The sequence below is a fragment of the Paraburkholderia sp. BR10923 genome (genome assembly GCF_040948765.1).
GTDB classification, from domain to species: Bacteria; Pseudomonadota; Gammaproteobacteria; order Burkholderiales; family Burkholderiaceae; genus Paraburkholderia; species Paraburkholderia youngii.
Genome location: NZ_JBFPKO010000006.1, coordinates 115990 through 128547, shown reverse-complemented (window position 1 = coordinate 128547; position 12558 = coordinate 115990). Strand labels below are relative to the sequence as shown.

The window sequence follows — 12558 nt, the reverse complement described above, 5'->3', positions numbered from 1 at the left end:
CGCAAAAATTTTTTTAGCAGGTAATCGATGACCCCACTCGAATCCCCCGCACTTCAGAGACGTCCGGCTAGCGCCGAACTCGCGCATACGCTTGCTCCGGACGAGTACCGCACAGAAGAAAGCGTCGCGTTCAAGATGAACATGGTTCATCTTCTGCTTGGCGCGGAAATCGACCGGAAGCTCGCGGCGAGCAAACTTTCTGCAATTCAGTGGGGGATTTTGAAAGCGCTGTTCGACGAGCGTGCTCGTACACCTACCGCCCTGTGCCGAATACTTCTCGCTGACGGCAGCATCATGACCCGCAAGCTCGATTCGCTCGAAAAAAGAGGATTGGTTGAACGGATCCGCAGTACTTCCGATAGACGTTCTGTCGAGCTCGCACTGACAGACGATGGTCGACAGCTGTTAGGCGAGACACTGCCGCTCATCGTCGAAACAAGCAATCGCCAACTTCACGGCTTCACAGTGGATGAAGTTGAAGCCGCCCGGAATCTGCTCGATCGGATGATCGCCAACTTGAGTTGAGCTGCCAGATCCCCCCGATCGATCCACGTCGGCGCTCAGGTCGACGCGTACCCGCTACTGAAAAGGAGTTGTTCATGGAGCATACCGAAGCAGCCGTAACGCAAAGCGCGGACCCGGCGCAGGATGCCAGCCTCGCACCGCTGCTGGTTCCTCACGTATACCGCGGGCGCACCGTCACCGGAAGCGCGCTCAGACACGTGTCTCGCGATCTGGGGCAAGGCTTTTGCACACCTAAAATCGAATTAGACGATTTGGTGTGGCCACGCGCTGAATCCGGCCCTGCCTTCGATGTTCCTGTCGCGAAGATCATCGATTTTCTTGTCGAACTAGGTCCGCGTTTGCACCTCGACGTCAATCCGCTGATGCAGGCGGCGCTCGAATCGATGATCAAGGTCAGTCCGCTCGGGCGACGGATCCTCGAAAACTGCTATCGCGACATTCCCAATCTTTTCTTGCGTGAAGTGATCGAGGACGAACTGCGCGTGAGTCTCGGCGACGCGCGCCTCGTGGACGGTTGGGTGGAACGTACTCTGCGCGGGCGCCCGAGTCGTCTGCGCGCGTTTCCCCCGCGCCTCGTACATATCCTCGCAGGCAACTCGCCGATGGTCGCAGCCATGACGGTCATGCGCGCGGCGCTGACGAAGGGTGTTCACCTGCTGAAGCTGCCTTCGAACGATCTTTTCACGGCCACCGCAATCCTGCGCACCATGGCCGAAATCGACCCGGATCATCCGATTACCCAGTCGTTCTCTGCCGCGTACTGGCGCGGTGGCGACGAAAACGTCGAGTCGATTCTTTATCGTCCGCAGTACTTCGACAAAATCGTCGTGTGGGGCGGCGAAAGCGCGGTTCGGCATGTGATGCGCTATGCCGGCCCCGGGCTCGAGCTGGTCGCGTTCGATCCGAAGGTATCGATCTCGCTGATCGGCCGCGAGGCCTTTGCATCCGACGAAGTACTGCGCGAGGTCGCGCGTGCGGGCGCAGCCGATGTGCTGTCGTTCAATCAGGACGCGTGCAATGCTAGCCGGTATCAATTCGTCGAAGGCGACGAAGACGACGCCGACCGCTACTGCGAGCAACTAGCGCTCGCACTCGGCGAAGACTATCGGTACGGCGACGGCCAAGGCCCGCTCGTGCCCGCTGACATTCGCGAGGCCGTGGACGTGCTGCGTGAAATGGAACCGATCTATCGCGTATTCGGTGGCTATGACGGCAAGGGGCTCGTCATTCGTTCTGACGAAATGGTGGATTTCCACCCCATTTGCAAGACCGTCAACGTTGTTCCTGTAACAAGCCTGCGCGATGGCGCGCGGCACGCGACGGTCGCCACGCAGACGGTGGGGATCTATCCGCCTCACCGGGTCACGGAGGTACGCGATGCGCTCGCCTGTGCTGGTGTCCAGCGCATGGTGGCGCTGGGCGAATCGATTTCTGACGGAGTCGGCGGCTATCCCCATGACGGCATGTTCCCGATCCATCGATTCATGAAATGGGTATCGGAGGAATCCGGTCCGAATCAGGAGGGGACTCGATGATGCAAGCCCTTTCTAAGCTACTGCCACTCACGGACGTCGCCGACCCTTTCCGGAATGCGCCCGAAAACCTCCACGCGATGCAGCTTCAGGCCGTGGGCGAGCGCTTCGCACAGCGACGGCAGCAGATCCGTATTCTCGACAAGCGGGCCAGCGAGGCTGCCGTTACCGAAGTGAAGAACATCAGCGATGCCGTGCCATTGCTCTTTGCCGACGCCGTATATAAAAGCTATCCGGATGCGTTCATCGAGCAGGGTAAATGGCGCCATCTCACTGCGTGGCTGCAAACGCTCACGACGCGCAAGATCGACGGACTCCAATATGACGCGATTCGCGACCTCGATGACTGGATCAACGAGTTGCGCCGCAACGGACACTACGTGATGAGTTCGAGCGGGACGTCGGGCAAGCAGTCCTTCATATACCAAAGCGAGGCCGACCGTGAACTTGGATGGCGGCTGCTCGCCCAGGGTATTCGGTGGGCCGCGAGCGGCATGCGCGATCCGTCGCGGCGTTATCCGGTGTTTCTGTTGACGCCTTCTTCAGGCTCTTATACCGGCACGGAACGGATGGCGAAGTTCGCTGAATCCATTGCCGTGCCCGGCGACCTCCACTACATGTCCGATGTACCGCAGAGTGCCGCGCACACGACGCGCATGGCACGCATGCGACGCGCGATCGCGGACGGTACCGCGCTGCCAAGTGAAATCGAGGCGTTCCAGAACGAGAGCCGGGAACGTAGCGAGCGCGTACAAGCCGATTTCCGGCTTTTCATCGACCAATTGCTCGACCGGCGCCGTGAGCCCATGTTCATCATGGGCATGCTGGGCATGCTGTACCAGATCGTGGCCACCGGCCGCGAACGCGGCATCGCCGACGGCGAGTTCCATCCCGATACGATCATCAGTATCGGAGGCGGCAAAAAAGGCGCGAACTTGCCCGAGGATTTCCAGCAGCAGTGCGAACGCTTCTTCAATTTCAACTCGGCCAATTTCAACGACGGCTACGGAATGGGCGAAGTGTCAGGCTTTTGCCCGTGGTTCCATGAAGCGAAGGCGTGGGCCGTACCGCCGTGGCTGGTCCCGCTGGTGCTCGACTCCAAAGGCGAAGAACTTCTCAATCCGCCCGATGGAAAAGGCGTTGTCGAAGGACGGCTCGCGATGATCGACTTGCTGGCGGATGGTCGCTGGGGCGGGGTCATCAGCGGCGACAAGGTCACTGTCGAGTTTGGTCATGGCATCGACGGCGTGCGCACGCCCATCATTCGCGACGTCGTTCGCTACAAGGATCTGCCCGGCGGCGACGACAAGCTGTCTTGCGCCGGAACGATCGACGCCTATGTCCGCGGAGAAGTAGCAGACATGACTGAGGCTCGCACCGCCGGATGATCTTATCTCCCGATTAAATCTACAGAACCTGCTCAACGATGACACAACAAACGACAAGTCCGGCCGTGTGGTTTATCACCGGTGTTTCGTCCGGCTTCGGCCGCTCCCTGGCCGAGGCGGTTCTCGCTCGCGGCGACAAAGTGGTCGGCACTGTACGCAATGAAACGCAAATCGCCTCCTTTGAAAATCTTGCGCCCGGCCGCGCACACGGCCTGCTGCTCGACGTCACCGATGCGGCGGCGGTACCACGCGCCGTTGGGCAGGCACTCGAGCGCACTGGCGCTATCGACATACTCGTCAACAATGCCGGCTATGGCCTGTTTGGCGCACTCGAAGAGGTTTCCGACGCGGAAGCGCGGGAACTATTCGATACCAACGTCTTTGGCACGGTCAATGTGATACGAGCGGTGCTGCCCCACTTTCGCGCGCGTAAGCGCGGCCATATCGTGAATTTCTCGTCGGTCGCCGGCGTGATCGGCATCGCTGGCTGCAGCTTCTATTGCGCGTCGAAGCACGCGGTCGAAGGGCTTTCAGAATCGCTGGCTCAGGAACTCCACCCGTTTGGCATCGGTGTGACCCTCGTCGAGCCGGGCGGTTTCCGCACGAACTTCGCGGGTGGATCGCTGAAGTGGAGCGAGAACGAATTGCCCGACTACTCGGAGACAGTGGGGCAAATGCGCCGATATATGAGCAGCTACCACGGCACCCAGGCGGGCGACCCCGCGAAGGCCGCCGAGGCCATCGTCCGCGCGGTGTCGGCAGACGCGCCGCCGCTGCGTCTGCCGCTCGGTCCCGACGCCGTCGACGTCGTCCGCAAAAAGCTCGCATCGGTACAGGACAACCTCGAAACATGGCTTGAAGTCTCGAGTTCCACCAATTTCGATCAATAAAATCGCAGCAATTTCCTGCAGAGGAGACAACATGTCCGCTCTGGACCCGTTCTACGCAATGCTTCGTGGCGAAAGCGACCCTTTCCGCAATCACCCCGAGAATCTCCGTGAGCTTCAGCTCGCAGCCATGAAAGAGCGCTTCGCCGAGCGCCGCGAGCAGATCAAGCTGCTGCGCCGCAGAGCGGACGATGTCGGCATCGCAGACGTCAACCGTCACGCAGACATGGTGCCGCTGCTGTTCGCGCATCAAATCTACAAGAGCTACCCTGAGCAGTTCATCGACAACGGCCGCTGGAAGCATCTGTCCGTCTGGCTGCAGACACTATCGAGCAAACGCGTTGGTGACGTCGAGGTCAACAGCGTCAATAACGTCGACGCGTGGATGGATCGATTGCGCGACGCAGGTCATCACGTGTTCAGCTCGAGCGGCACGTCCGGCAAGTGCAGCTTCGTCAGCCAGACGCGAGCCGATCTCGACAATGTCACCGAGTCCTGCGTGAAGCTGGGCGTGTACGGCAACGCATTGATCCAAAGAGACTTCGGCAAACGTCCGGTATTCCTGATGATGCCGCCGGGCGGGGCGCATCGGCATATTGAGCCGGTACTGAACGCAGCAAAGCGACTCGGCGCCGAAAGCACCTTGATGTTCGACGACCCGGTGCTCGCATCTTCAACGATCTCGATGGGCCGCATGCGTCGTGCAATGGCCGATGGCTCCGCCAAGCCAAGTGAAGTCGCGGCATTCCAGGAGCAGGCGGTGGCACGCCAGCGACACACAGGCGCGATGATCGACCGGTTTCTCGACAAGCTTACCGCGCGCCGGGAAGTCCCCGTGCTCGTGCAAGGCAACTGGTCGTTGCACTGGACTCTCGTGGAGCGCGCCCGCCAGCGCGGGATAGCGGATGGAATCTGCCACCCCGACACGGTGATCACGGCCGGAGGCGGATTGAAAGGCACTGCCGCGCCCGCCGACTACCGCGAGCAGATCATCCGCTTTTACGGTATCCGGCCGGAGAACGTTCAGAACAGCTATGGCATGACCGAGATGATCGGCACCGGTCCCTGGTCGGACGTTGCGCAGGGCTACGCTATCTGCCCGTGGATCGTTCCGTTCGTTCTCGACAAATCGGGTGAGCACCTGCTGAATCCTTCCGATGGTCAGGGTGTCGTCGAAGGGCGGTTCGCGTTCTTCGATCTGCTGGCCGAAGGATACTGGGGCGGTTTCATTACCGGCGACAAGGTCACCGTCGACTTTTCGCCGACCGGCAACACCGACGGACTGCGGGGACCGCTAGTCAGGCAGGTCGGCCGGTATGCGGATCTCGAAGAAGGCGAAGACAAACTTTCGTGCGCAGGTACGATGGAGTCGTATGTACGCGGCATGATCAACGTTTGAGCCTCGCGCACTGACCTTGGAACCGAGGGGCGCCGTCAGTGGCGCCCCCCGGGACACGTGAGTATACTGGCGGCCTGTATCCGTCATAAAACACTCACCGATGTTCAAACCTATGGCAGTTCTTGCTCCCGACGGAGCTTCGCGGCTCGCTGCCGCGGGCAAACAGCGAACGGCCGGCCGGCCCACTCACGACGATGCGCTCCAGATGCGCGAGAGCCTCCTCGATGCCGCCAAATCGGTCTTCATGAGAGAAGGTTTCGGCGCTGCCAGAGTCGAAGAAATCGCGTCGATCGCGGGCGTCAGCAAGACGACGATTTACCGTCAGTTCGGAACCAAGGAAGAGTTGTTTCGCGCCATCGTCTGGCGCGGGATGGCTGATTTGCGCGGCAAGATTTCACAGCATGTCGAGCCGGGCCGCGATTTTTCGACGAACCTGGCATCCCTCATCGACGCGCTCGTCGAGCACATGGCGACGCCGGACAGCATGCACACTTCCCGACTGGTGATCGGCGAAGCGATGCGCTTCCCGGACATCGCAAAACAATTTCTGCAATACACAGCTACGATGCTGGCGCCCCTCGCGAGCGCGCTCGAATCCGCCGCGGCCAGCGGAGTGATCGAGATCGACGACCCTGCGAACTCGGCGCGCGATCTGCTGACGTTGGTCACCGGTGCGCCCGAAGTCCACCTTGCGATACAAACCACGCGTGCAGAACGCAAACGCCGGGCCGAACGCATTCATCGGTTCGTGTTGACGGCGTGGAAATATCGGGCGACTCTGGACAAGGTTCGGGGCAGATCAATGCCGTAACGTGGGGCGCTACATTCTCTAGTCCCGCGAAGGACTAGTTGTCAAACGCCCCCATCACCTGGAACTGCCCCGACGCCTGGGCAATGCACTTTGCATTCGCCCAGATTTGACAGTCCGAGAAAATCACTCGCCTTCCCGAACGCAAAACGTCGACACGAGCTTCAACCCAATCGCCGGGCTCAGCGTTGCCCATGAAGTTGACGGTCAAGCTCGTCGTCAACACTTTCACCGCCGGCTCGCGCGAATGCTTGCTCGCCCATGTAATGGCCGTATCAGCGAGCATGCAAACCGCGCCGCCGTGCATCATCTGACCGAGGTTGCGATGCGCCTCGCGGACATACATCCCAATCACGTGTCCGCGCTCGGTCTTACGAAAGTACGTTGGTCCGAACATCTGATGGAAGGGCCCAAACGCCGGCATCAACGCAAATCCTTCTGGAATGGGCCCTTCGTCATATGCTTGCCCGCAGAAGACGGCCAGTGCGTCTGTTTGCTCCAATGCAATTCTCCTCTTCGACGCCGGATGTAACACGGCGGCAGATTTTCTTTCTTCCTCAATCAAAGATAGCGTATCATTATTCGCACGAAAGTCAATTATATGAACGCCCCATGGATATCGGATCGCTCTTTACGCCCCTCACCGTACGGGGCGTCACGCTTGCCAACCGTATCGTCATGTCACCCATGACCCGCGGCTTTTCACCCAATGGACTGCCTGGCAGTGACGTCGCGTCCTACTACAAGCGCCGTGCGCAGGGCGAGACAGGTCTCATCATCACGGAAGGCGTTGGTGTCGATCATCCGGCAGCACTTGGCGAAGCGGGACTAGGCGAAAATTCGATCCCGGTGCTGGTCGACGACGAATCCGTTACCGCCTGGCGCCGCGTGACGGACGAAGTGCATGCAAGTGGCGGCATCATCTTTCCTCAGTTGTGGCACATGGGTCCGATGAAGGAAGCGAATACGGGCCCCTTCCCGGCTGCGGCACCGCTGCGCCCCTCCGGATTGTGGGGACCGGCGGGACGAACGACATCGCTGAACGCAGGCTACATGGAGCGGGTCATGACGCCAACTCGCCCGATGACCGACACCGAGATCGCGGACGTCATTGCGGCCTATGGTCGAAGCGCCCGCTATGCGAAGGCCGCCGGCTTCGACGGAATCGCGATTCACGGTGGTCACGGCTATCTGATCGACGCGTTTCTGTGGGCCGAAACCAATCAGCGCACGGATCAATGGGGCAAAGATCTGGCAGCGCGCAGCCGCTTCGCCACCGAAGTCGTTCGCGCAATTCGCGAAGCGATCGGCGCCACGATGCCGATCACGTTCCGCTTCTCCCAGTGGAAACAGCAGGATTTCCGCGCGCGTCTCGCCAACGATCCGCACGAGCTTGAACAGATCCTCGCCCCGCTCGCGGACGCGGGCGTCGACATCTTCGAGGCGAGCACCCGGTACTTCAATCGGGCGGAATTCCCGGGCTCAGAAATGAATCTCGCCGGTTGGGTGAAGAAGGTAACCGGCAGGCTTTCGATGGCTGTTGGTGGAATCGGCATTAACAAGGGCTACTACGATTCGATGGCCGGGGACGAGACCTCCGCGCAGCCCGATCTCACCCCTCTGCTCGATCGCTTTTCGCGCGGCGAATTCGATCTTGTTGGCGTAGGACGCTCGCTTCTGCATGATCCAAACTGGGCGCGGCGCGCGCGGCTTGGCGAGCCGTTCCTCGGATTCAGCAACGATTCGCTCGCACGACTAACTTAAAGTGCATTGTTCGCACTGCCCTCATGTCACTGGCGGACTCACGCTCCGGCGCAATCCCACGGCGGCCGAGATCGCCGCTTCTGGGCAAGCGGCGACACGATGAGGAAATTTTCTATGAGCGGGAGAAACTGACAATGGATCTGCAGCTTGGAGGCAAGCGCGCACTGGTCACCGGCAGCAACTCTGGAATTGGCGAAGGCATCGCAAAAGTCCTGGCTCGCGAGGGCGCCGTCGTGGTCGTGCACGGCCGCAATGAAGGACGTTGCCGGAACGTGGCAGAAGCAATCACGACTGCCGGAGGCAAGGTTTCTTATGTCGTGGGTGACTTATCCGATGAGGCGGCTTGCAACGGCGTCGCGGATCAGATCATCGAGCGGCTCGGCGGAGTTGACATCCTGGTGAACAACGCCGGCGGCCGTGCCAGCTCACATCGTATGGACGGCAAAGGTGGTGCGATGAATCCAGCCTGGCTCGAGACGCCTTGGACCGATTGGCTCTGGACCTTCGAGCAGAATGTCGGCGCGGCCGTCAGGCTTATCCAGAAGCTCGTTCCAGGAATGAAGGAGCGCGGCTTCGGGCGCATCATCAATATCGGAAGCGCGGCCGCCACACAAGCGGAGCCCGATCTTGCCGAATATCAGGCCATCAAGGCGGCGATGGTCAACATGAGCGCATCGCTTGCCAAGACACTCGCCGCGACAGGGATCACGGTCAACACCGTGACGCCCGGCATCATCATGTCGCCTGCGGTCAAAAGTACGTTTACCGATCTCGCAATGAAGCAGGGTTGGGATGTCGATGACTGGGTAGAGGTGGAGCGCCGCTTTACTTCCCAGATCTTCGTCAATTCGGCCGGCAAGTTCGGCGAGCCGGAGGATATCGGCCGCATGGTCACCCTGCTGGCCAGTCCGCTATCCGGTTACATGACCGGTGCCAACTATCGTGTCGATGGCGGCCAAGTCAGATCGATCAACTGAGTTTCAAGGCTGGATGAGCGAACGCCGCGAAAGGCGTACACACCTGCCCGGGCGCCGGCCTTGCGCGCAGCGAAGTGGCGATCATGGTCGAGGAGTGGACCAGGGCCATCCCGGAGGTCCGCCTCGATCCGGCGAAGAATGCCGTCGCCAGCAGCGGACTAGTCAACGGTATGCTTGAACTGCATTTGGTGTGGCCTGTTTGACCATCCAGCGAGACAGAAAACGCTCGGGACATCTCGCCTGACTGCCCGCTGGACCATCGCGTGCGGTTTTTTTACGTGCGCCCGGTCACCGGAATCAACGCGCCGGTTACCCCCGACGCGGCACCCGACGCGAGAAAGAGAATCACGTTGGCGATTTCTTCAGCCCGCACCCAACGGGAAAAGTCGGCGTCCGGCATATCCTTGCGGTTTTGCGGCGTATCGATGATGCCTGGCAAGATAGCGTTGACGGTAACGGAGCGGCCCTTGAGTTCCTCGGCCAGCGCCTCGGTCAAACGCATCACCCCCGACTTCGAAGCCGTATACGCTCCCATGCCCGCGCCCGCCTTCAGTGCAGCGCCGGCTCCGATATTGATGATGCGTCCGCCTTCCGCGCTGTTGGCAATATAGTCGAGCGCGGCTTTCGACGCAGTCGCTGCCGTGCGCACGTTCATCTGGTACATCAGATCCCACGTGTCCAGACTGCCGTCCGCCAACGTCTCCCAGCGAAAGCCCCCCGCTATGTTGACGATCGCATCGAGCTTGCCAAGCTGCTCGACGAGATCCGAGATCGCCGAGCGCGCCGAATCGAGATCAGTTAGCTCGACGCCGCCACGCCACCACGAAGCGTGCAATTGCTCCGCGCTCGCGTTCTCTGGCGCAGGCGCCTTGTCGATCAGCGCAACCTCCCAGCCGTTCTCAGCAAACACGCGACCAACCGTGCGCCCAAGCGCGCCGAATCCCCCCGTTACCGCCACAACCCGTTGCATGTCAGATCTCCCTGCCCGCGCCCGCCGCCTACATCGCTAACACCGGACGCAGTAAAAAGCTCAACGTCCCTTGAACACCGGCCCGCGCTTCTCGCGAAACGCGTTGACCGCCTCTTGATGGTCTTCCGTCAGGTTCGACAACGCCTCGTATGCGATCGACGCGTCGAGAATGGAATGCGCAAGCTGCTTCAGGCCGATGTTGATCGACGCCTTGGTCCACTGGATCGCGCGCGAAGCGCCGTTGGCGAGACGCTTCGCCATGGCGTCGACCACGGCATCCAGCTCGTCGGCCGGCACCGCATGATTGATGAGACCCAGTCGTGCTGCCTCTTCCGCGGTGACGAGGTCGCCCGTCAACAGGTATTCCTTGGCCTTCGCATAGCCCACCAGCTGCGGCCAGATCACCGCGCCGCCATCGCCCGCCACGAAGCCGACTTTCACGTGCGGATCACCGATCTTCGCGTGATTGGCCGCGTAGCTCAGATCCGAGAATAGCGCGATCGTCGCGCCGAGGCCAATTGCATGACCGTTGATCTTTGCGATGACCGGCTTCGGACAATCGAGCATCGAGAAGACAATTTTCTTCGCGCGCTGCATGCCTTCGAGAAACAGCGTCGGGTTGTCGATGACCTGCTGCATGTGCTCGATATCGCCACCCGCGCTAAAAGCGCGCCCTGCGCCAGTCAACACGACGACCCGGGTTTCATCATCTTCGGCGACATCGGGAAAAAGCCGCGACATCTCGATGTCCATCTGCTCGTCGAACGCGTTCAACGTTTCAGGGCGGTTGAGCGTGACGGTAAGGATGCCGCCATCGCGTTCGAGCAATAACGCCTTATAGTCCGAAATATTCATGGCTAACCTATTCACAATGAAGAAATCCGGCGGGACGGCAGGACAGTCTGCCGCCGTCGTCGGACGCTGCATTCGCGCTGCCGCGCGAATGCATGACGCCGACCAGCGCACACCCGGCGCCCAGCGCAAGAGCGGTCACACGTGCAGCGGAATGAACCTGCGACCGTTGTCGTACATGATCTTGCGCGTGTCCTCTTCGGACAACGCATTGCATGCTTCCGACGCAAAGTCCTTCGGTTCCGGCACCCCTTCCGCGTGCGGATAGTCGGAGCCCATCAAAAGGAAGTCCGACGAATCCGTTTGAGCGATGATCTGGGCGATGTTGTCCTCCGGATACGCGACCACGAAGACGTTTTCCTTGAAGATCTGACTCGGCCGTTTCTTCAACTGACCGCACGGCCAGTAACCATTCTTCGCCATCCCGCGGCACTTGTCCATTTTGACGAGCATCGACGGCACCCATTCCGCGCCGTTTTCCGCGCTGCACAGCTTGACGCGCGGGAAACGCTCGAAGAAGTTATAGAAGATGAACGACGACAGCGTCTCGATCACGGGACGCTCGCCGTAGCCGTGCATCCAGACGAAGGCGGTCTGACGCTGGCGCGACTGCTGCACCGGCTCGCCCCACACCGCCATGTGATCCTTCATGTAGATCGCTTCCGACACGTGGAACGTCACGCGCACGCCAGCCTCGTTCAGAATCGACCAGAACGGATCGAAGTACGGGTCCGCCGGCGCACGGCCATTGAACGGCCCCATCGGCATCAGGACCACGCGCACGCCGTTCGCCACGAGCCACTTGGCCTCGGCGACAGCGGCATCGAGATCGTCGAGCGTGATGACCGGCGTCGTGTAGATGCGATCCTTATAGTTGAAACCCCAGTCTTCGAGCATCCAGCGGTTGTACGCATGCAGAACCGCGTTGGCCGCGACCGGCTCGTTGAGATATGAAATACACGCGACCATTTCGCCGATGTACATCGTGCAGGCCTCGACACCGAATTGGTCCATCTTCTGCAAACGCGCGTCGCGGTTGAACATGTCCGGGGTCGGGGGCACCCGCATATCGACGTTATCTTTGCCTTCCTTCATCGCGCGCAACCATTCATGCAGTTTGCCCGGCGGCGGCACGTGCCCCTCGGCCGAGGTGTAGCCCTCGCTGATTTCCACCTTGCGGTCACCGACATACATGCAGCGATTGCCGTCTGCCGTCACGCGGCTGGTAAACGACCAGTCCTTCTTGAACTGCTCGGGCAAGTAGCGGCTGAATGCGTCCTCGACTTCGTAGAAGTGCGTGTCCGCGTCGTAGATCTTCCCTTGATACGCTTGCATGTTCTATCTCCTGATCGTGGAGAGCGCTGCTGAACGAGCGCCCTTGAGAGAAGTATCGGGTCAAGCCATCGACCGAAAAACTCTCATATCGAACTCAAAAGCGTCGATATCGATTTGATAT

Annotated in this window: 13 protein-coding genes; 8 read left to right on the top strand and 5 right to left on the bottom strand. The window is 60.4% G+C overall.

Annotated elements, in window-relative coordinates; translation table 11 throughout:
- The first annotated feature begins 27 nt into the window (after window positions 1–27).
- The gene (locus tag AB3X94_RS13325; protein WP_176111318.1) at window positions 28–525 is read left to right on the top strand and encodes a MarR family winged helix-turn-helix transcriptional regulator; all 498 of its coding nucleotides are present in this window, start codon (window positions 28–30) and stop codon (window positions 523–525) included.
- Window positions 526–599: 74 nt separating this feature from the next.
- Window positions 600–2060, top strand: coding sequence for an acyl-CoA reductase (locus tag AB3X94_RS13320; RefSeq protein ID WP_176111319.1), 1461 nt, complete (start codon window positions 600–602; stop codon window positions 2058–2060).
- 17 nt (window positions 2061–2077) lie between these two features.
- Here AB3X94_RS13320 and AB3X94_RS13315 read toward each other — a convergent pair whose 3' ends face one another.
- Window positions 2078–2434 carry a hypothetical protein gene (locus AB3X94_RS13315; RefSeq protein ID WP_368611775.1) on the bottom strand — a complete coding sequence of 119 codons (357 nt, stop codon included), beginning with the start codon at window positions 2432–2434 and terminating at the stop codon, window positions 2078–2080.
- 117 nt (window positions 2435–2551) lie between these two features.
- Between AB3X94_RS13315 and AB3X94_RS13310 the strand changes: the two genes are divergently transcribed.
- The 4 genes from AB3X94_RS13310 (at window position 2552) to AB3X94_RS13295 (ending at window position 6542) form a co-directional block, all read left to right on the top strand.
- A complete protein-coding gene (locus AB3X94_RS13310; protein ID WP_368611774.1) occupies window positions 2552–3445 on the top strand; it encodes a hypothetical protein in 894 nt (297 codons plus the stop codon).
- A gap of 38 nt (window positions 3446–3483) precedes the next feature.
- Window positions 3484–4335, top strand: coding sequence for an oxidoreductase (locus AB3X94_RS13305; protein ID WP_176111321.1), 852 nt, complete (start codon window positions 3484–3486; stop codon window positions 4333–4335).
- A 31-nt stretch (window positions 4336–4366) separates the two neighbouring features.
- Window positions 4367–5731 (top strand): hypothetical protein, encoded by a 1365-nt coding sequence (locus AB3X94_RS13300; RefSeq protein ID WP_368611773.1) that lies wholly within the window; start codon window positions 4367–4369, stop codon window positions 5729–5731.
- 205 nt (window positions 5732–5936) lie between these two features.
- Entirely contained in the window at window positions 5937–6542 is a 606-nt protein-coding gene (locus AB3X94_RS13295) for a TetR/AcrR family transcriptional regulator (RefSeq protein WP_368611772.1), read from the top strand.
- Between the two features lie 34 nt (window positions 6543–6576).
- Here the strand turns inward: AB3X94_RS13295 and AB3X94_RS13290 are convergent, their stop codons facing one another.
- Window positions 6577–7041, bottom strand: a complete 465-nt coding sequence (locus tag AB3X94_RS13290; RefSeq protein ID WP_176111324.1) for a PaaI family thioesterase — start codon at window positions 7039–7041, stop codon at window positions 6577–6579.
- 110 nt (window positions 7042–7151) lie between these two features.
- Between AB3X94_RS13290 and AB3X94_RS13285 the strand changes: the two genes are divergently transcribed.
- Together AB3X94_RS13285 and AB3X94_RS13280 are read left to right on the top strand one after the other, a co-directional pair.
- A complete protein-coding gene (locus tag AB3X94_RS13285; RefSeq protein WP_176122667.1) occupies window positions 7152–8303 on the top strand; it encodes an NADH:flavin oxidoreductase in 1152 nt (383 codons plus the stop codon).
- A 134-nt stretch (window positions 8304–8437) separates the two neighbouring features.
- Window positions 8438–9280 carry an SDR family NAD(P)-dependent oxidoreductase gene (locus AB3X94_RS13280; protein ID WP_368611771.1) on the top strand — a complete coding sequence of 281 codons (843 nt, stop codon included), beginning with the start codon at window positions 8438–8440 and terminating at the stop codon, window positions 9278–9280.
- Window positions 9281–9554: 274 nt separating this feature from the next.
- Here AB3X94_RS13280 and AB3X94_RS13275 read toward each other — a convergent pair whose 3' ends face one another.
- The 3 genes from AB3X94_RS13275 to AB3X94_RS13265 form a co-directional block, all read right to left on the bottom strand.
- Complete coding sequence (locus tag AB3X94_RS13275; RefSeq protein WP_368611770.1) at window positions 9555–10250, bottom strand: SDR family NAD(P)-dependent oxidoreductase; 696 nt, start codon at window positions 10248–10250, stop codon at window positions 9555–9557.
- 60 nt (window positions 10251–10310) lie between these two features.
- Window positions 10311–11105: an enoyl-CoA hydratase/isomerase family protein gene (locus AB3X94_RS13270; protein ID WP_368611769.1), complete on the bottom strand. Its 795-nt coding sequence runs from the start codon at window positions 11103–11105 to the stop codon at window positions 10311–10313.
- A gap of 135 nt (window positions 11106–11240) precedes the next feature.
- A complete protein-coding gene (locus tag AB3X94_RS13265) occupies window positions 11241–12437 on the bottom strand; it encodes an amidohydrolase family protein (protein WP_368611768.1) in 1197 nt (398 codons plus the stop codon).
- Window positions 12438–12558 lie beyond the last annotated feature (121 nt).

Coding starts and splice junctions, on each gene's coding strand:
- AB3X94_RS13295 (WP_368611772.1), top strand. CDS start 5,937: ATGCGCGAGAGCCTCCTCGATGCCGCCAAATCGGTCTTCATGAGAGAA.
- AB3X94_RS13305 (WP_176111321.1), top strand. CDS start 3,484: ATGACACAACAAACGACAAGTCCGGCCGTGTGGTTTATCACCGGTGTT.
- AB3X94_RS13265 (WP_368611768.1), bottom strand. CDS start 12,437: ATGCAAGCGTATCAAGGGAAGATCTACGACGCGGACACGCACTTCTAC.
- AB3X94_RS13280 (WP_368611771.1), top strand. CDS start 8,438: ATGGATCTGCAGCTTGGAGGCAAGCGCGCACTGGTCACCGGCAGCAAC.
- AB3X94_RS13270 (WP_368611769.1), bottom strand. CDS start 11,105: ATGAATATTTCGGACTATAAGGCGTTATTGCTCGAACGCGATGGCGGC.
- AB3X94_RS13285 (WP_176122667.1), top strand. CDS start 7,152: ATGGATATCGGATCGCTCTTTACGCCCCTCACCGTACGGGGCGTCACG.
- AB3X94_RS13275 (WP_368611770.1), bottom strand. CDS start 10,250: ATGCAACGGGTTGTGGCGGTAACGGGGGGATTCGGCGCGCTTGGGCGC.
- AB3X94_RS13320 (WP_176111319.1), top strand. CDS start 600: ATGGAGCATACCGAAGCAGCCGTAACGCAAAGCGCGGACCCGGCGCAG.
- AB3X94_RS13300 (WP_368611773.1), top strand. CDS start 4,367: ATGTCCGCTCTGGACCCGTTCTACGCAATGCTTCGTGGCGAAAGCGAC.
- AB3X94_RS13325 (WP_176111318.1), top strand. CDS start 28: ATGACCCCACTCGAATCCCCCGCACTTCAGAGACGTCCGGCTAGCGCC.
- AB3X94_RS13310 (WP_368611774.1), top strand. CDS start 2,552: ATGCGCGATCCGTCGCGGCGTTATCCGGTGTTTCTGTTGACGCCTTCT.